This window comes from Paenibacillus sp. FSL K6-2862, assembly GCF_038005125.1.
GTDB classification, from domain to species: domain Bacteria; phylum Bacillota; class Bacilli; order Paenibacillales; family Paenibacillaceae; genus Paenibacillus; species Paenibacillus illinoisensis_A.
The window spans coordinates 6,446,904-6,465,598 of sequence record NZ_JBBOSN010000001.1 but is presented as its reverse complement, the minus strand read 5'-3'; the positions used below and the strand labels follow the sequence as shown (position 1 = coordinate 6,465,598).

The window sequence follows — 18,695 nt, the reverse complement described above, 5'->3', positions numbered from 1 at the left end:
TGGATGGCTGGTGTTACTGATGGAGTGAGAGCAGGCCATGGGTAAGTTCGATCAGTTCGAACCAGTTGTGAGGGTCTCTGCCCGTAATGCTCTCTATGCGTTTGAGGCGATACTGCAGCGTATTGCGATGAATGTTCAGATCGGTAGCCGTCATGGTCATGCTGCCGTTATGGTGGATGAAGCTGCGCAAGGTTTCCAGCAGATCTGCATGATCTTCCAGCCTGCTAATGATGTTGGCTTGAGACGTCAGGCGAGCCTTGCTGAAGCTTACCAGAAAGTGCACATCATCATAATAGAGGTGAGGAGTAGCCGGCTGAAGTGCCATCAAAATATTCATGACGGATTTTGCCTGCTCATAACAAACGGCGACGTTGGGTTCTTTTCGGCTGACTGAAATAAAGCAGTGAGGCTGTTCTTGACGTAATCGCTCAAGGAGTGAATCAAGATCTGTTTCGCTTTGAATCATGATAATCTGTGCGTCACCTTCGTCCTCCATGGAGAACGAGGGGAATTGCAGCAATACTTTGCCTATACTTTCATTGAATTCAGGAGTACTTCCACTGGCCTTGATGTAGAGGAGGACGGTTGGCAGCTGCAGATCCAGTTTGTATTGCAATGCTTCTTTCCTGATCTTCAAGGAATAGGAGCCGTAATGATTCAATAGGCGTTCCAGAAAGGCCTTCTTGCGCGATGTTTCATGAGCCAGACTTTCCAATTGGTTACGTTGTTCAATGAGGAGCGCTACCGTTGTCCGTACAATGTTACAGAACGGGCGGACCTCATCCGGATGGCCGGAGATTCCGATGACACCCACATGCTGGTTGTTGATCGTAATCGGTTCATTGGTGCCCATTTTCTCTAATTTCCCGTCCTGCCAGACCTCAATTCGGCTTCCTGTTGTCAGTGCCCGAACAGCCCCCTGATGAACAGTTCCGACTCGCTCCTTCTGGCCGCTTCCAATAATAATGCCCTGTTCATTCATGATGTTGATGTTATACGGGATGTCCTGCATCATTTTGTCGACGATTTCCTGTGCCTGTCTCTCGGTGAGCTGCAGCAACGCTATTTCCCCCTTTCTATTCATTTTGCTTAAATATAGGTCATCCGTTATTTCGAATGTTGGCATATCTATCTACATTGTTCATATGAACGAAATTATAAAGGACTGATAAGGCTTACACAAATGACATATTCAACTTGATTGCGCGAGTGATGATATAATCCTGTCCCAGTTCCCGCTCTGATTCGTTAAGGTTCTTGGACTAGAATTTTGTAGATGTTCACTAGACGTTGATTTGATAGGCTCGACATAGAGGGTATTAGGTCTTCGAGATTATATGTGAATTAAAAAATGATGAATTATGACGAAAAATGTAGAGATTCAGCCTGTTTTTTATCTTCAGGAAGGATCTTTTTCCATTTTTTAGATCGATTGTTCAGAATCCGTTCAGAGTTGTGTACTACAATAGACCTAATTGCGGACCATTTGAATGGAATAGAAGGGGAGGATGCAGGTTTATGCTTTATAGAAAGTTAGTAAGTTGTATATTAGTTGCAGTTCTGTTTTTGCAGGTTGTTAGTGTGGGTGGGGTAGCGAATGCAGCATCTACACCACTGGAGCAATTAAATGGAATCAGAAAATCAGATCAGGATATTGAGCAAACCATTTCACAAGTTCAAAGTCTCATAGAGAACAGCAGTCTAATCGATAATACCGATAAAACAACGCTCTATGATGGGCTGGATGAAGAACAAAAGAGGGAACTGGCACGAGGATTGATTCTTTTGCTGCCAATTGGGACAGATTATGTGAATCAAAGTCAGGTTAACGACATTTTCTTCCTCTTATACTTTCTAGTAGAATTGCCTAAAGCGACGGATTTAAGTACCGCACAATTTTATTTGGATAATATATATAATTTTTATTTTAGTCGGGCCAGAGACTTCCTACCTTCTGAACAAGCACAACCAATGGTTGAGGCGAGTGCTGCCTACAGCATGCTAAGAGGTGCTGATAAGGAAATATTCACAAATATTGTGATGTTTGGACCTGCTTTAGGTCAACACCAAACACCCATTAATTATAAGGGTCAGATTCAATTACTGAACGTGCTGATGTCGGATTATCTTCCAATTAACAGACCCATCACTGGATCAGACATGGATGCTGCACTGAATAGTCTCTATGCACACTATCAAATGACTTGGATGATTGGTATGGATCCAAATGCTACAGTTCACCCTTTTCCAATCAACATGGAGAAGATGTCTACCATCCAGAGTAATGAGCAGAGACGGGCGGAACTGGCAGATTGGATGATTTATAAAAGACCCGGTGTTGAAGGGTACAATACCACAGCAGAAGTACAAGCCGCCTTTGACGCATTCTTCGCAGTGGCTGCGCCAGCAGTGACAGCGGATGATGAGGCCAATGTGATCTTAGGTGCGGACGATACAATGGAATATAGCACGAATGCTGGCGTGGATTGGTTTGTTCACAGTTCTGCTAATCAACCTCAATTTGACGGTGTGCAAACGGTATGGGTACGTGTGAAAGCAACTGAAAGTACTCCAGTAGGTCCTTACGTGACATTGACCTTCACCGAGAATAGAGGAGCAGATCCACTTGAGGCAATAAACTTGGCAAAAAGTAATGAAGATGTAGCCGGTGTGCTTACTGCAGTTCAAGATCCTCAAGTTGGAGTAATTCTTCCTCAGGATTTTGGCAACTGGACCGAGGATGAGAAAGAATCCATGGCTGAGTTTCTGACGTTTATGAACGGCAGCAAAGGATATATAAATAAAGATCAAGTGCAATATGTGATTGACCTGGTTGTTTACCCTCGGAACCTCCTTGAAACGCGTGATTTGCTGAGCGTGGAACAGAGGGTTACAACGTATTTTGACATGCTGAGAGGTCTGCCTGACGTATTCAGTGGAAATATGGATTCCAGCATCTCTACCATTTATAGTGTTGGGAAAAAGTATAACAATCTGTCGGCAGTAGATAAGCAGATTTTGGTGTACAATATTACCTTTGAACTTATTCGCAGTTCAACACCTTTATATCAATATAAAGATCAGTTATCTGCTGAATTATCAACTTATATCCCGATCAATAACTTGAGTAACCAGCTTGAAATGCACAGTGCATTGGTTAACCTTCGATTACTACAGAAGGAGTCGGCGCAATTTAACAATGATCCTTACCTTGGACATTTGGAAGAGTTTCCACTTAATCTAAATAAGGTTGACCAATTGGAGCACAACACCTATCAAGAACTCGCCCAGTGGATGGTTGATAATCGTCCAGTAGAGGGTTACGCAAGCTACCAAGCTATCCAACAAACGTTTAATGCTTTCTTTGGCCCATTATCACCCATGGAGCAATTAAACGATGCAGTAGATGCAGAAAATCTAGATGAGGTTCTATCTATTATCCGCAACAGCCCTGAGCTTGTAATTCTTCCTGCGGGATTCAATGATCTTACTCCTGAAGAGCAGTTAGCTGTAGCTCAAGCTTTGATTGATTTGCTTCCGGATAAATATGATTATGAAAATGAAGGACAAGTAAGATATATCGTTGAGCTGGCATATGAAGCTGTGCTTGCTTATAAGGCAACGAGTCAGGCCGAGATGCAAAATCATCTGGATCATTTCTATATGAAGCTTTCTCAAGTCAATGAATATATCTCGATTGAAGACTTCGAAGATTATGAGGAATTCCGTGAGCTTAGCAAAAAGTACGTAGAGGGATCTGTTGTAGATCAAAAATTGATCGCTTATATGGCTCGCCTCATCTTCAAAGAAGAGGGTCTGTCAGTGGATAAGGCTGTGCTCGGCATGGTTATGATCTTGACCATTTCTCCGTCTCTTAATGTAAACACAGCAGAAGAGATGAGCCAAACCCTGTTTACACTTCTGATGATTCAACAAGAGGTGGAGGAGTACAACAAACAATCGGATCATGAGAAACTGGATGATTTCCCATTGAATTTCTCGAAATTAGCAGATGCATCGAGTGATGAGTCTAAGATCGAAAAACTCGCACAATGGATGCTGGAGAAAAAACCGGCTAACGGTTATGGAAGCTATGCCGAGGTTCAATCGGCATTTGATGAGTTTTTTGAACCTAAGACCCCGGTTGTCACTCCGCCAAGCAGTGGCGGAAGCGGTGGGGGATCTTCATCTACACCTGTAACATCAACGCCTGCAACCAACAAAGAAACACTTACGGTGGATGTGAATGGTACCAACGGGACCAATTTGGTGAAAACAACGATTACACGTACAACAGAAACAAATGGTAAGGTGAAGGACCTCGTAACGATGTCTGAAGCGACTGCCAAAGAATCGGTAGAAAAAGCGAAACAACTTGGCATGGATACAGCACGCATCGTCATTCCGGATGCCAAAGATTCCGTATCCGAGACTCGCGTTGAACTGCCAAAAGCAGCAGTAAAACAGCTGAATGACGGTGGACTTAAGCTGGAGATCTCGACAGAGAATGCGATCATTTCGATTCCTACGGCTTCGACCGCTGGTTTCGACCAAGACTTGTACTTCCGCATTGTGCCAATGAAGCAGGAATCCGAGCGCAAGCAAGTGGAAGAACGCGCGAAGCAAGAGCAATTGATTCAGCAAATTACGCCTGATGCAAATGTAACCGTACTGGCTCGTCCAGTCGAAATCGAAACGAATATGCAGAGCCGTGAAGTAACACTGACATTGCCACTGCGTGATAGTCTGCCGACAGATGCAGCAGCACGTCAGAAGGCCTTGGACAACCTGGCCATCTATATTGAACACAGTGACGGTACCAAAGAATTGCTTCAAGGCAAGTTGGTTCAGCTGAACGATGGCAGTGAAGGCATCGAATTTACTGTGAGCAAATTCAGTACGTTCACACTGGTTGTGGTCGATGGACTGAAAGCGGCAGAAACACCAAATAAACCGTATATCAAAGGTTTTGGTGACGAGTTCCGTCCAGATGCATTCGTGACTCGTGCACAAATGGCAGCCATGCTGGCGCGTAACCTGACGGATGAATCTAAATCTACAATTTCCGGTAATTTTGCCGACGTAGCGGCAACGCACTGGGCAAACAGCGAAATTGCACAAGCTCAATCCGCAGGGATCATGAATGGCATGAGCGTAACTCAATTTGTACCAGAGGGTTCGATCACACGTGCGCAGATGGCGACGATTGCATACCGCTGGATGCAGCAGCAATCAGGAAGTGTATCCGCAGCAACGGAAGCCAGCGCATCCTTTACGGATGTGTCCACAGATTCCTGGGCTGCAGAAGCGATCGCGTATGTACAATCTGCTGGTCTGATGACTGGATACACAGATGGTACGTTCAAACCGGATAACCAATTGACCCGGGCTGAAGCAGTAAAAGTATTAAATGTATTGTTCAAGCGTACACCAGCAGCGAGTACAGGTTCACAATCGTTCTCTGACGTACCCGCGTCTCACTGGGCATACGCAGATATCGAAGCTGCAGCACAGCAATAATCAGTCGTAAAATCAATAATAAATAAGGCCACCCATCGAGTGACCTTATTTGTATTCTAAAGAACGAATCATATCTTATTAGATGCAAAAATTCCACATAACCTTACTGCCACGAACCATATTTCTCCTACTGTCTGCTCTTTAGCCACTCCATTTACACGGCTTTAATTATGTTCAACTGGAGCATTGCCATAAAACCCACCATCCCGCAGCTGGTTTACAAATCCCTGCAGCCACTGATAATACTGCTCCGCATGCTGAAGTTTATGCAAATCCCGCAAAGCTTCTTCCCGCTCCTCTGGCAGGGTTGTTCTGGCGAGGATAATCTCGGATAACTCCGGGATGACCTCCTGAAGACTCTCCTGCATAACGTCAATCTCCCGTTGGAGTTTGGCGCCAAAGAAGTTTTGAAATGTACGGAAAAAGTCTGTTTCTGCCAAGTAAAGATCCTGCCGCTCTCGCTTCTCCTCCAGTTTGTAAACCATCTGTGACTCGGTAAGAGAACGTACCGCATAGCTCATATTGCTTTTGCTCATGTTCATCGACGTCTTCATTTCTTCCAATGTCATGGGCCGATCCTCGAAATACATAATGCCATACAGCTTGCCAAAGGAATGATTAACTCCGTATAAATCCATGGTATGGGCAATGGCGTCTATGACTTTCTCCCTGAGTTCCTGCCGATAGGACACCACTTTGGGCTCCTGTTCCCCGGCCATTTTTTTTCCCACAATCTCACCTCTAGTACATGGATGGGATTTCCTTTTACGTCTTCATATTTTACATGACTTCCTGTGATTTTAACATAACCCGGAAATTGATTTTTCAAATGTATTATACAATCATTTTTGTACAGAAGAGAATATGGAGCATTTTTAATCGAGTTTATCCCTAGTGTTAAATAAAAATTGAACGACGAGGAGTGTGTGAATTGCGTGTGAAATTATGGAGGGAAACAGAGGCAATTCTGTTCACCCTTCCCGCTCTGGTCCCGCTGTTGGTATTCTGGCTGGGGCCTCTGGGATACATCGTTTATCTAAGTTTTACGGATTGGGATTTTATGAGTCCGGACAAGTTATTCGTTGGTTTGGAGAACTACAGTTATCTGCTGACCAACTCCGAGTTTTACAAATCACTGAAGGTGACTCTGCTGTTCGGATTAGGGAGTGTGATCCCTACCATCGTTGGCGGACTGGCACTGGCGATGCTCATGAACAGCCGAATCAAATCATCCGGTCTGTTTCGGACGCTGCTGTTTTCTCCATGGGTTACACCAACGGTAGCCGTATCCATTGCATGGTCATGGATATTTGAACCCGAGGTGGGACTTGCCAATCTGATGCTGGGCTGGGTCGGCGTATCTCCCATCGGCTGGCTTAGGGATGCGGACTGGGCACTTGTAGCTGTGCTCATTGTAACGCTGTGGAAATCCATTGGCTGGTCCATGGTATTCTACCTGGTTGCGCTGCGTAACCTGCCATCCGATCTGCTCGAGGCCGCATCCATTGATGGTGCAGGCAGCTGGGACAAGTTTCGAAGCATTACATTGCCGTTGATCTCGCCAACCACGTTCTTCCTGTCGATCATTCTGACGATCCAGTCCTTGCAGGCCTATGATCAGATTAATGTAATGACGCAGGGGGGACCTGCCGGATCAACAAGAACACTGCTCTATATGTATTATCAGTCTGCATTTGAATCCTTCAATGTAGGCGAGGCATCGGCCATTGCTGTTGTCATTATTCTGATCTGCGTACTGCTGTCGGGTGTATCGTTCCTGCTCAGCAGACGCCTGGTGCACTACTAATGGACATGACCGCGATAAGTAAACAAACAAGTAAAGGTTCAAGTCGTGAAAATACCCAAAAAGAAAAGGCTCCCCGTGTGGGAAAAGTACTGGGTACTGCCATCCGATATGTTCTGCTGGCGTTAATCAGCCTGGCGATGGCCTTCCCTTTTTACTGGATGGTGATCAGCGGCTTCAAGACCAATGATGAGATCTGGCAATTTCCGCCGACCTTCTGGCCCGAGACGTTCCGCTGGAACAATTATGTGGATGCATGGCAGTCGGCTCCATTTGCCCGTTACATGCTCAATAGTACAGGTGTGGCGGCTGCAATCTGCCTATTCCAGATCATCAACTCCAGCATGATGGCTTACGCTCTGACTCACATGCGTTTTCGAATGAAGGGCATACTCACCGGACTTATTCTGGTCGGGTATATGATTCCGAGCACAGCAGTTTATCTGCCCAGTTATCTGGTTCTCAGCGAACTCAGACTGCTGGATTCCTATACAGGCTTGATCGTATCCAACTGTGTCAGCGTGTTTTCCATTTTCCTGATTCGTCAGGCATTCATGCAGGTGTCTCATGAGCTTGTGGAAGCTGGGCAGCTCGACGGTGCATCGCACTTCCGCATTTTGTGGACCATTATAGCTCCACTGGTTCGCTCGACATTTGCCGTAATGGTATTGATTACGTTCATCGACCAGTACAACAACTACTTCTGGCCAATGCTGATAACGAAAGACCCGAATCTGCAGTTGGTATCTGCAGGTCTGCGCAGCTTCTTTGTGGAAGGCGGGGCTTATGGACTCGCGTGGCCGCAAATTATGGCGGCCAGTGCGTTCACTATTGCACCACTGCTCATTCTCTTCCTGTTTACTCAGAAAACGATTATGCAAAGTGTAAACATGACGGCTGGCGTAAACAAAAACTGATTTTTACAACATATTTATATAGGAGGAATCAAAATGAATTGGAGTCTGGCGAGTACTGCGTGGAGGAAAAAATGGAAGCTCAGGTGGAAAGGCGGCATGTCACTGGTACTGGCGGCGAGCTTTGCCCTCATTACGGCTTGTGGTTCTACAGCGGACAGCGGGTCAGGTACAGGATCAGATGCAGCGGCAAGCGGGGCGGACTCGTCATCCAGCGGTCCGGTTGAGATTGAGTTCTGGTACGGCCTGGGAGGTAACCTGGGAGATAACATGAAGAAAACGATTGACGCCTTCAATGCCTCGCAGAACGAGGTTGTCGTGAAAGGTATTGTACAAGCGGACTATACGGAGACGGAACAAAAGCTGCAGGCAGCGATTGCTTCCAAAAAGGTACCCGCAGCCGTACTCAGTGCCAATATGGACTGGGCTCGCAAAGGATATTATGCATCCATGGACGAGATGATTGCTGCCGATCAGGAATTCGATAAAGAGGACTACGTCCAAACCTTCCTGGATCAAGGAAAAGTAGACGGCAAGCAGTACTTTTTACCGATGTACGGAACCACCCAAGTCATGTATTACCGGATGGATACCCTGAAGGAGAATGGAATCGACCCCGCAAGTCTGACGACATGGGAAGCGCTGGCGGAAGCTGCCGCGAAGATGACCAAGCAGGAGAACGGCAAAACAACCTTCTACGGCTGGGAACCGATGTGGGGCAATGAGAACATGGTGGATGCCGTATTGGGCAAAGGCGGACAAATTCTGAGTGATGACGGCAAGACCGTGATGATCGATTCGCCGGAGTGGGTAGAGACATGGGAGTTGTTCCGCAAATGGATTCACGATGACAAGATCATGGGCATTCACTTTGGCGGACAAGGCTGGGAGTACTGGTACAAGACAATTGATGATGTCATGAAAAATAAAGCAGCAGGCTACACCGGCTCCAGCGGTGATCAGGGTGACCTGGACTTCAGTATCGTGGCAGCCATGGAGCAACCGGGCTGGGAAGGTGTAGGACAAGGCAAACCGGTAGCAAGTGCCATCATGGCCGGAATCCCGGCTGCAGCAAGTCCTGAACAGCAGCAAGCGGCATATCAATGGCTGACGTATTTCTCGGAGACGGCCAATACAGCGGCTTGGTCCATGAACACAGGTTACATCGCCGTTCGTCAGTCTGCGCAGGAAGATCCGGATTTCAAAGCGTTCAGTGAAGAGAATCCACAGATCAAGGTTCCGCTGCAGCAAGCAGCACATGCTTCTGCTCCATTCCAGGATCCGACGGGTGGCAAGATCAACGAAGCGTTGAAGGATGCGGCAGACCAGGTGCAGATTAACAATATGCCTGCGGAACAGGCCCTTAAGGAAGCCAAAGAGAAGGCTCAAAAGGAACTGGATCGGGTGAAATAAGGAGCTTAAACAAGATGTCTGAATTAAACTTGGGAAACCTGTCTACCCCGATTGAGGCCATTCTGTTTGACAAGGATGGAACCCTGCTGGATTTTACGGTGATGTGGGGGTTCTGGACAGATTGTGTAATGGAGAGCTTCAGGGAAGAGCTCGCCGTACGTGGCCTTCCGTTCGCTGAGGATGAGATCCCCCATATTTGGGGGACACGCCATGACGAGCAAGGCCGGATGAATGGATATGATGTACGGGGGCCCCTTGCCATGGGAACGATGGAGGAAGTTTATGCCGTACTGACGTGGCATGGGTACCGTGCAGGGTTGAGCTGGGCAGAAGCCAAAATCATCGTAAGGGAGTGTCTGTTGCAGGCGGAATATGCCATGAATAAGGCACGTCCCGTCCAGCCCCTTCCGGGAGTGCGTGCATTTTTGGAGCAATGCCGAGACAAAGGTTTGAAGATGGGTGTAGTTACTGCAGATGAGACGGAGAGTGCTCTGCGTCATCTGCAGTGGATGGGTATCGAGTCCTTTTTCTCCGTAGTTGTGGGAACCGATCAGGTTGGACGGGGCAAGCCGTTTCCTGACATGTTATTGCTGGCCTGTGAGCGCATGGGTGTCTCGGTTAGCAAATCTGTTGTGATTGGGGATACGGACGGGGATATGGAAATGGCACGCTCTGCAAGGGCAGCATGGAAGATTGCCGTAGGTGATCCTGAACAGATTCGACTCTCCGACCTGACGGTACGGTCATTTCATGAACTGCTCGAAGTTGGTGTGACTGGATGACGAGCCATGCCTATACAGGATGGATATTGCTCGCGCTGGCCATTGGACTGGAACTGAGCGGTACGATTCTGATGCGAGTTTCGGATGGGTTTACCCGCCTGTGGCCTTCCATTCTGATGTTTGTCTGTTATGGAGCAAGCTTTACCTTGCTGAATTTTGCAGTGAAGTATATGCCTCTAGGGGTTGCCTATGCAATCTGGTCGGGGGTAGGCATTACGCTGATTGGAGTTGTAGGACACTACTTTCTGGGAGAACGCCTGAAGGCGATGTCCGTCGTCTGGATGGGCTTTATCCTGATTGGCATTATTGGACTGAAATGGAGTGATTCCTAATGGGAAATGAACAACCACGTGAGCAACCGGTAGTCAGCTTCCAGGTCATCACGGACACTCATGTGAGAGATCAAGCTGATCATATCTACAACCGTCATCTGGAGAAGGCACTAGCCGATATTACATCGAATAACAAGGACAGCAGCGGAATCATGCATGTGGGTGATGTGACGGATCGCGGTCTGCCGGAAGAATACAAGGAACTGGAACGGATTCTGGACATGTACCGGAATGTACTACCCAAGATACGTTATACCTTAGGTAATCATGATATAGGATCCATCCTCTGGCAGGATCCCCCGATTAATCTAACTACAATGACATCTCATGAGGTCAGTGAAGTGTTGGGCCATGTAGATCAGATGAGGGAAGAGGAGAATGAAATTTCAGATGCCCTAATAACGACGGAAGGGATCTGGGAGAAACGATTAAATGAGTTCAAGGCCATCACAGGTATGAAGGGTTCCTATCATGACCATTGGATTGAAGGTTATCATTATATCTTTTTGGGGTCGGAGCAGCCCCATCCGAAGGACTGCGATATGTCTGCAGAACAGCTGAATTGGCTGGAGGCAGCATTATCCGAACAGGCATCGCCTGATCGGCCGATCTTTGTCTTTTTGCACCAGCCGCTGATGGATACAGTAGCGGGTTCGATGAAAGATCAGGGATGGTTTGGCGTGAACCAGGATGCTGAAGTGAAGGCCATTTTGAGTCGCTATCCTCAGGCAATTTTGTTCTCGGGGCATACTCATTGGCAGCTGGAGGCACCGCGCACCATGTACGAAGGTGGTGGTCATTTGCCAACGATGTTTAATGCAGCTTCCGTAGCGTACTTGTGGACGGATGAGGATGAGCATCTCGAGGGCAGTCAGGGTTTACAGGTGGATGTGTATACCGATCAGGTTGTTGTCAGAGGACGTGACTATTTAACGGGAACATGGATTGAGGGTGCAGAGTACACGATCCTATATCCGGTGAAAGTACAGGTCGACTTGTAGGTTAGCAGAGCATAGAAGACTTCGCCCAAAGCCTTGGCGGAGTTTTCGTTGTGTACATAAAAGTTCCACGTGAAACGTCTCGACCCCGGCCTTTTTTGGGTAAACTTGTAAATTGGTCTGGCGGGGCTCTATACTCAATAGTATGTATAACATTTGATAGTAGAGAGGATGTATACGCCGCATGAGAGAACTTCAAGTTAACACACGGTACGGTACAGTTGAGGGAGAACATCTGCATGGAGCGAGTGTATGGAAAGGCATCCCTTATGCCAAACCGCCAGTGGGCGAATTGCGCTTTCAAGCCCCGATTCCGCCTGAATCGTGGGGTGGAGTCAGGGAAGCGAAGCAGTTCGGACCTGAAAATATACAGCCAAGACATCAACAAGCGGAAGGGATATTCGGAGAGCCTCCTGCCGAGTCGGAGGACAGTCTGTATCTGAACATCTGGGCACCGGAAAAAGAAAGCCAACATCCTCTCCCGGTTATGGTATGGATTCATGGAGGTTCATTCACTTCGGGTGCGGGAAGCCAGCCCCTGTATGATGGAACCCATCTGGTGCTGCGGGGCGATGTCATCGTTGTGACGATTAACTATCGTCTTGGCCCGCTTGGATTCATGCATATGGCTCCGCTTGGGGAAGGATATGCGACCAACGTGGGCTTGCTGGATCAGGTTGCTGCCCTGCAGTGGGTGCAGGACAATATCGCAGCCTTTGGCGGTGATGCGAGCAATGTTACTGTATTCGGCGAATCGGCCGGCAGTATGAGCATTGCTGCATTGATGGCCATGCCGGCGGCCAAGGGCTTGTTCCACCGTGCTATTATGCAGAGCGGAGCATCACAGTTCATGCCTGCAGAGCAGGCTGCCGAGATCCGGAACGGTGTATTGAAGGTTCTGGGCGTAACCCAGGATGATCTGCATAAGCTGAAAGATATCCCGGTAGAGCAGATCCTTGCTGCTGGCGAAACGGTTAAAAAACATAGCGGTGCTGCCATGGCTTTGTTGTTCCAGCCCGTGCTGGACGGTGTAACGCTTCCACAATCTCCACTTGAGGCTATACGTGCGGGAGCTGCCCAAGGCATCCCAGTATTGATTGGAACCACCCTGCATGAAGGTGCGCTGTTCATTCAGCCGCATGTCCCTTATTCGGAAGAGATCGATATGGTACAGGCCGTCGATTTCATGACACCGGATCTGGAGAATCGTGCTGCGATTGCAGACAGCTATCCCAAAACGGCAGACGGACAGGCTCAGGTGATGACCGATCTGTTCTTCTGGCGCTCGGCGCTTCAATACGCGACTGCTCAACAGAAATATGCCCCGGTGTGGATGTACCGGTTCGATTGGGTCATGCCAGAACACCCGCTGCTGAGAAAGTCGATCCACAGCATTGATATCTTCTTTGCTTTTAACACACTGCATGCGCTGAAATCCATGAACGCCGAACCGGATGCAGCCGCTGCAGAACTGGCGGGCAAGGTGCAGGATGCCTGGATTTCCTTTGCCAAGAATGGCCGTCCGGAAACGGCTGGTGTAAACTGGCCTCCTTATGAGGAGAATCGCGCGACGTTGATCTTCAATCATGAAATTGAACTTGCGCATGACCCAGAGTCATCCAAGCGGGAACTGCTGGGCGTTTAAACGAGCGAATTACAGTTTCATCATATACAGATCAAAGGCGTCTTCCGTCATGCTTGATGGAAGACGCCTTCTTTTGTCCATTCAATACACTGCTGCTGACCAAAGTGTCCGATGTACTGCCCAATTCACTTACGGGAAGCTCTGATATTGGATACATGATCACAATAGAATGAACGGCTACCTCTAGTGAAGAGTACCAATATGACGTGAATGAAGAGTGCTCCGAACATGAGCATATAGAGACCGATCATCCCAATCGAAATCCACACTTTATACGGTTCAAGCACCGAGTCATTATTGACAAAGGCATAATCGTTGATAAGTCGGATCATGGTAAAAATGAGCCATGGCATATAAAGCGCAAGCCAGCGTTTAAACAGCGACGGCATGGATGGTTCCCCTGTCTGCCTATGAACATACCGGAAGCGCATAAGGGCGGAGCCTGGCGTTTTGCCATCCCGAACACTCGGAATGATAAACAATACAATGAGCATCGCGATGGTTGTAATGGCTGCACTGTTAATGACATTGGCGCTGGATAGACTAAAGATTGAGAGCAGATTCGATAAGAATACCACTACCACGCCGTCGATGATTAGTGCAAGCAGCTGAGGAATAGGGAACACTCTGTTCTGTTCCACAATTTGCTCACTTTTCGCCTGAATGCTGGCACGTGACGGGAATAGAGCAAGCAGGATCGGAGCTGCGAAGAATCCAAGTACAGCTCCTGACGTATTCGACAGCAGGTCATCGACATCGAACAGTCGATAAGGGCAGTTGTAATAACCGTAAAATCCGGTGATTTGCGTAATCTCAAAAAACAGGGAAAGTCCAAATCCACCAAGCAGGGCATATTTCCAGTAGGATTTCTTTTGAAAAAAGTACCGGATATAGACGCCGAGAGGCATAAGCAGCAGTACGTTGAACAGAATTTGCAGAAAGGCCCTGCCTTGAATCATCCCCATATAGGTGGACGGCTGGGACCATACAATCGGTGTTTCTTTCATAATATCTTTGACAAAAGTGAAGGGAACGAGATTGTAATATACCGTATCGGCTGCCTGCTGGGCACACGTATTGCGGGTCGATGGAAAGGGCAGGATGACGAGACAATACGCAGCGAGTATATAAAAGATGAACGAAAAACTAATGGCAAAGCGTGACCAGCTGAAAAATCCGTCTTTGCGATAACCATAAATGAGCCACGGAACAAGTAAAAACATGGCGATGATCACGAAAATAAAGAAAGCTGTTTGTACAGGGAAAACATAAGAAGACATGGACATTGACATGACAAGAAACTCCTTTTGAAAAAATATATTTCATGGACGGGCTGAACCCGGAAGCGAATATGCAATTAACACGAATCAGAATCTAAATTTGGATATATCGCGGGAAACTCTCCCGGATAGGTATATCGTATAGGATCCGCTTTAAAGTAAGGAGAGGTGAACCTTAAATTTCGTTTAAATTCCATTAACCGAACGCAGAATGGGGGATAACATGGATTTAACGTGATCCATTCGCTGGAAGGAACATGAGGAATCCCGTATACTTGCGAGAAGCCCAAAAAAGGAATGGAGAGTTTAAACAATATGTCCAATTTACCTAACTGCCCCAAATGCAATTCCGAATACACATACGAGGACGGTAATCTGCTGGTATGCCCGGAATGTGCACATGAGTGGACGTTGGAATCCGAAACCGAGCGTGCAGAAGAAACTAAAGTCGTACGTGACTCGAACGGCAATGTTCTGAATGATGGAGACACCGTGACAGTCATTAAGGATCTGAAGGTGAAAGGAAGCTCACTGGTTGTCAAACAAGGAACCAAAGTCAAAAATATCCGTTTGATTGACGGTGACCATGATATCGACTGCAAAATCGATAGTTTGGGTGCGATGAAGCTGAAGTCTGAATTTGTGAAAAAGATCTAGAAGGTTACATAGTGTATTTCATGAACGAAGCATCTGAGAAGAATTGACAGGGAATATATGGTTGATATATACTTTCTGAAATTTAACAGGTAAACGCAATGATCAGGAGTACTAAGGACTAAGGCTGGCTCAGAGAACTGCCGTATGGTGCAAGGCAGTCCAACCTATCCCCAACTCGCCTGTAAGCGGCAGGATTGAGCAGCAGTCATTCAGACGGACTGAGATCAGATCCTGACGGCTAACCCCCGTCATCAGGTTCCTGAGTTTCTGTGGTCCAGTAGATACAGAGAGATCTGTCTTTGGCATGGTTCATGGATGAAGAAGAGTGGTACCGCGAAGGTCATACCTGTCGCCTCTTAGTTGAGGTGGCAGGTTTTTTGCATTTTTTGACCCTAAATGAAAAAAGGCAGGTGTCGGGTGAATGACAAGAGAACGCATTATTGACTATTATTCCGGGTTTGACGAGTGGGGAAGATTGGAGCGTGAGCCGCTGGAGTTCATCATTAACATGCATTACATTAGGGCCCATCTCCCTGCAGCTGGACTTGTTCTGGATAATGGCGCAGGGCCAGGGAAATACGCAATGGAGCTTGCGAGGGATGGCTACCGAGTAACCTTGTCAGACTTGACACCTGCTTCCGTGGATATCGCTAGGCAGAAGGCTAAGGCGTATGATCTGACGAAGCAGTTCGAGGGATTCCATGTACTGGATGCAACCCGTCTGGAGGGGCTGGCTGACGATACATACGATGCATCGCTGATGCTGGGGCCGTTGTATCATCTCCAGACTGAACAGGACCGGGTGGCGGCTGTAAGGGAACTACACCGGGTAACAAAGCGAGGCGGCATGGTGTACATCGCGATGCAGAGCCGAATGCGAATGGCCATTAACTCGCTGCAGTCTCCCCAGCACTGGAAACCGAATGATCATATGGGTGCCATTCGTGCTTTTATGGAAAAGGGGACATTCGACCATCAGGATCAGGGCCGATTCACAGGGGCTTATTATTTTAACATTCAGGATATTCAACCATTCATGGAGCAGCACGGATTCGAAACGGTGAATTTGATTGGATCATCCAGCCTGGGGGCCATGCTCACAGCAGAACAGCAGCAGTATTGGAAAGAGCGCGGGGAGCATGAGGAGTTAATCCAATTCATGATTGAGAAGGCAGAAGATCCTACAATTCTGGGGATTTCCTCTCACCTGCTGTACATCGGGACCAAGAAATAATCATGAATGTCACAGAAATAGAGAATAATATGTCAAAATCATGCCCTCTGGAGAAAGAGGGCTCTTGTGTTTTTCTTCAAAATAGTTCAATATTAAGATACATAACAAAAGGTGATCTACTTACAATAGGTTAGATGAGCGACGGATCGCTTCATAAACAGGGAGGAACAGAACATGGAAATCGGAATTAGTACCTTTGTCGAGACAAATCCAGATGTGAAAACCGGAGAACTTATAAGTCACGCACAGCGTATTCGTGATGTAGTAGAAGAGATTGTCCTGGCTGACGAGGTCGGTCTGGATGTATACGGCGTAGGGGAGCATCATCGTGCTGACTATGCAGCATCATCCCCGGCAGTAATTTTGGCAGCAGCAGCGTCACAGACCAAGCGCATCAGGCTGACCAGTGCCGTGACTGTACTGTCTTCGGATGATCCGGTACGGGTATTTCAGGATTTTGCAACGCTGGACGGCATCTCGAATGGACGTGCGGAGATTATGGCGGGCCGGGGTTCGTTTATCGAGTCCTTCCCTCTTTTCGGCTATGATCTGAACGACTACGACGAGTTATTCGATGAGAAACTGGATCTGCTGCTTAAGCTTCGTGATTCGGAAAAGGTAACCTGGGAAGGCAAGCATCGTCCTTCCTTCAACAACCTGGGCATCTATCCGCGCCCGGTACAGGAGAAGCTGCCGGTATGGATCGGAAGTGGCGGTAATCAGGAATCGGTTGTCCGCGCAGGTCTGCTCGGTCTGCCGCTGGTACTCGCGATTATCGGTGGTCGTCCGGTTCAATTTGCTCCACTGGTAGAGTTGTACAAAAAGGCTGCAGCCCATGCAGGGCATGATGCTTCCAAACTGACAGTGGCATCACACTCTCACGGTTTTATCGCGGATACGACGGATGAGGCGGTTGAGAAATTCTTCCCGCCAGCACAGGCTGTCATGAACATACTGGGCCGTGAACGTGGCTGGGGACACTACAGCCGTGCAACATTTGATGCTGCACGCAGCCTTGAAGGTGCACTGTACGTTGGTGACGTAGAGACGGTGGCTCAAAAGATTATTTACCTGCGCAAGGAAGTCGGCATCACTCGTTTCATGCTGCACACCCCTCTCGGCACAATGCCGCATAATGAGGTGATGAGAGCCATTGAATTGCTTGGTAAAGAGGTTGCTCCAATCGTTCGCAATGAAATTGCACGTTGGGAAGCAGAGAATGGTGAAGCGCGTTAATTCTGCCCGTTCGCCCGATTAGAGAAATTAGAATATCAATTGTTTTAATATAAAAAAGGAGTTGAGACTCAGCATATCAAGCTGGGCCTCACTCCTTTTTTGTGTTATGGACAATAATTATTTTTTGGTGTTTGTTCCAAAGAGAGATTGAACAATCATGGACAGCGTATGATCATAGAGATTTTTGGCGGCAGCTTCACTCTCCAAGTGGCCTCCCAGGTACAGATGAATGACACCATGCAGGGGGGCCCAGATCATTTGAACGGCAAGCAGGGAATCCTTTTCCTGAAGCATCTCCTGCTTACTTGCTGCTTCTACCAAATTAATGAGCTGTTTCATCGCGGTTGCGGTTCCCTCCAGACTCTCTGCATCCGGTTTGAACTCGGCAAATGATCCACCAAACATCAGCTGATAGAAGCTGGATTGCGTCATGCCAAAATCCCAGTAGGCATAGGCAAGCGCGCGAAAATGCTGTTGGTATGAAGTTTGCTGCGGCACGGCCTCAAAAGACTGAGACAGGAGTATGCAACCCTCCAAATAGAGATATTTAGCCAACCCTTCTTTCTTGCCAAAAAGGTTATAGATGATCTTGGTGGAGCACTCCATCCGTTCTGCCACACGTCGTACCGTAACCGCTTCAGGCCCGTGTTCCTGTAATAGTGCAGCAGCAGCATGCACAATATTTTGTCGCAGATTTTCGGAATGCTGGAGTCTTGCTTCCTGAAAAGTCGTTACCGTATGAATCGACTCCTTAGATTTTGATGAGTGATCTTTCATTTATGTTCATCCTCGTAGCGTTATATTTGTTTTCTAACGGAAACTGCGTTTCTTATGAGTATTCTACTGTTTGTGCCTGATATCGTCAATTTCCCAAATGTGA

16 protein-coding genes are annotated in these 18,695 nt (G+C 47.5%); 11 read left to right on the top strand and 5 right to left on the bottom strand.

Features of this window, described 5'->3' with window-relative positions; all coding sequences use genetic code 11:
• Positions 1 to 13: 13 nt before the first annotated feature.
• Complete coding sequence (locus MHB82_RS29225; protein WP_341176496.1) at positions 14 to 1,060, bottom strand: CdaR family transcriptional regulator; 1,047 nt, start codon at positions 1,058 to 1,060, stop codon at positions 14 to 16.
• Positions 1,061 to 1,518: 458 nt separating this feature from the next.
• Here MHB82_RS29225 and MHB82_RS29220 point away from each other — a divergent pair, with 458 nt between their 5' ends.
• A complete protein-coding gene (locus MHB82_RS29220; RefSeq protein ID WP_341176495.1) occupies positions 1,519 to 5,520 on the top strand; it encodes a DUF4073 domain-containing protein in 4,002 nt (1,333 codons plus the stop codon).
• A gap of 164 nt (positions 5,521 to 5,684) precedes the next feature.
• On the opposite strand, the gene MHB82_RS29215 is transcribed toward MHB82_RS29220, so the two are convergent.
• A complete protein-coding gene (locus tag MHB82_RS29215) occupies positions 5,685 to 6,239 on the bottom strand; it encodes a GbsR/MarR family transcriptional regulator (protein WP_341176718.1) in 555 nt (184 codons plus the stop codon).
• Positions 6,240 to 6,451: 212 nt separating this feature from the next.
• Here MHB82_RS29215 and MHB82_RS29210 point away from each other — a divergent pair, with 212 nt between their 5' ends.
• From MHB82_RS29210 to MHB82_RS29180, 7 genes are all read left to right on the top strand, one after another.
• The gene (locus tag MHB82_RS29210) at positions 6,452 to 7,327 is read left to right on the top strand and encodes a carbohydrate ABC transporter permease (RefSeq protein ID WP_336782517.1); all 876 of its coding nucleotides are present in this window, start codon (positions 6,452 to 6,454) and stop codon (positions 7,325 to 7,327) included.
• On the top strand, positions 7,327 to 8,241 hold the full coding sequence (locus MHB82_RS29205) for a carbohydrate ABC transporter permease (protein ID WP_341176494.1): 915 nt from the start codon (positions 7,327 to 7,329) through the stop codon (positions 8,239 to 8,241). The genes MHB82_RS29210 and MHB82_RS29205 overlap by 1 nt, the downstream gene beginning before the upstream one ends.
• 33 nt (positions 8,242 to 8,274) lie before the next feature.
• Entirely contained in the window at positions 8,275 to 9,651 is a 1,377-nt protein-coding gene (locus MHB82_RS29200) for an ABC transporter substrate-binding protein (RefSeq protein WP_110758263.1), read from the top strand.
• A 14-nt stretch (positions 9,652 to 9,665) separates the two neighbouring features.
• On the top strand, positions 9,666 to 10,433 hold the full coding sequence (locus tag MHB82_RS29195; protein ID WP_341176493.1) for an HAD family hydrolase: 768 nt from the start codon (positions 9,666 to 9,668) through the stop codon (positions 10,431 to 10,433).
• Positions 10,430 to 10,765 (top strand): DMT family transporter, encoded by a 336-nt coding sequence (locus MHB82_RS29190; RefSeq protein WP_095290695.1) that lies wholly within the window; start codon positions 10,430 to 10,432, stop codon positions 10,763 to 10,765. Before MHB82_RS29195 ends, MHB82_RS29190 begins: the two co-directional genes overlap by 4 nt.
• Positions 10,765 to 11,766 (top strand): metallophosphoesterase family protein, encoded by a 1,002-nt coding sequence (locus MHB82_RS29185; protein ID WP_341176492.1) that lies wholly within the window; start codon positions 10,765 to 10,767, stop codon positions 11,764 to 11,766. Before MHB82_RS29190 ends, MHB82_RS29185 begins: the two co-directional genes overlap by 1 nt.
• A gap of 181 nt (positions 11,767 to 11,947) precedes the next feature.
• Positions 11,948 to 13,408 carry a carboxylesterase/lipase family protein gene (locus MHB82_RS29180; protein WP_341176491.1) on the top strand — a complete coding sequence of 487 codons (1,461 nt, stop codon included), beginning with the start codon at positions 11,948 to 11,950 and terminating at the stop codon, positions 13,406 to 13,408.
• A 125-nt stretch (positions 13,409 to 13,533) separates the two neighbouring features.
• On the opposite strand, the gene MHB82_RS29175 is transcribed toward MHB82_RS29180, so the two are convergent.
• A complete protein-coding gene (locus MHB82_RS29175; RefSeq protein ID WP_341176490.1) occupies positions 13,534 to 14,700 on the bottom strand; it encodes a VanZ family protein in 1,167 nt (388 codons plus the stop codon).
• Positions 14,701 to 15,003: 303 nt separating this feature from the next.
• Here MHB82_RS29175 and MHB82_RS29170 point away from each other — a divergent pair, with 303 nt between their 5' ends.
• Positions 15,004 to 15,345: a zinc ribbon domain-containing protein YjdM gene (locus tag MHB82_RS29170; protein WP_095290698.1), complete on the top strand. Its 342-nt coding sequence runs from the start codon at positions 15,004 to 15,006 to the stop codon at positions 15,343 to 15,345.
• A gap of 129 nt (positions 15,346 to 15,474) precedes the next feature.
• Here MHB82_RS29170 and MHB82_RS29165 read toward each other — a convergent pair whose 3' ends face one another.
• Positions 15,475 to 15,651, bottom strand: a complete 177-nt coding sequence (locus MHB82_RS29165; protein WP_341176489.1) for a hypothetical protein — start codon at positions 15,649 to 15,651, stop codon at positions 15,475 to 15,477.
• A gap of 115 nt (positions 15,652 to 15,766) precedes the next feature.
• Here MHB82_RS29165 and MHB82_RS29160 point away from each other — a divergent pair, with 115 nt between their 5' ends.
• Together MHB82_RS29160 and MHB82_RS29155 are read left to right on the top strand one after the other, a co-directional pair.
• Positions 15,767 to 16,579 carry a class I SAM-dependent methyltransferase gene (locus MHB82_RS29160; protein WP_341176488.1) on the top strand — a complete coding sequence of 271 codons (813 nt, stop codon included), beginning with the start codon at positions 15,767 to 15,769 and terminating at the stop codon, positions 16,577 to 16,579.
• A gap of 174 nt (positions 16,580 to 16,753) precedes the next feature.
• Positions 16,754 to 17,815: an LLM class flavin-dependent oxidoreductase gene (locus tag MHB82_RS29155; RefSeq protein WP_341176487.1), complete on the top strand. Its 1,062-nt coding sequence runs from the start codon at positions 16,754 to 16,756 to the stop codon at positions 17,813 to 17,815.
• A 117-nt stretch (positions 17,816 to 17,932) separates the two neighbouring features.
• Here MHB82_RS29155 and MHB82_RS29150 read toward each other — a convergent pair whose 3' ends face one another.
• Positions 17,933 to 18,592 carry a TetR/AcrR family transcriptional regulator gene (locus tag MHB82_RS29150; RefSeq protein ID WP_095360257.1) on the bottom strand — a complete coding sequence of 220 codons (660 nt, stop codon included), beginning with the start codon at positions 18,590 to 18,592 and terminating at the stop codon, positions 17,933 to 17,935.
• Positions 18,593 to 18,695 lie beyond the last annotated feature (103 nt).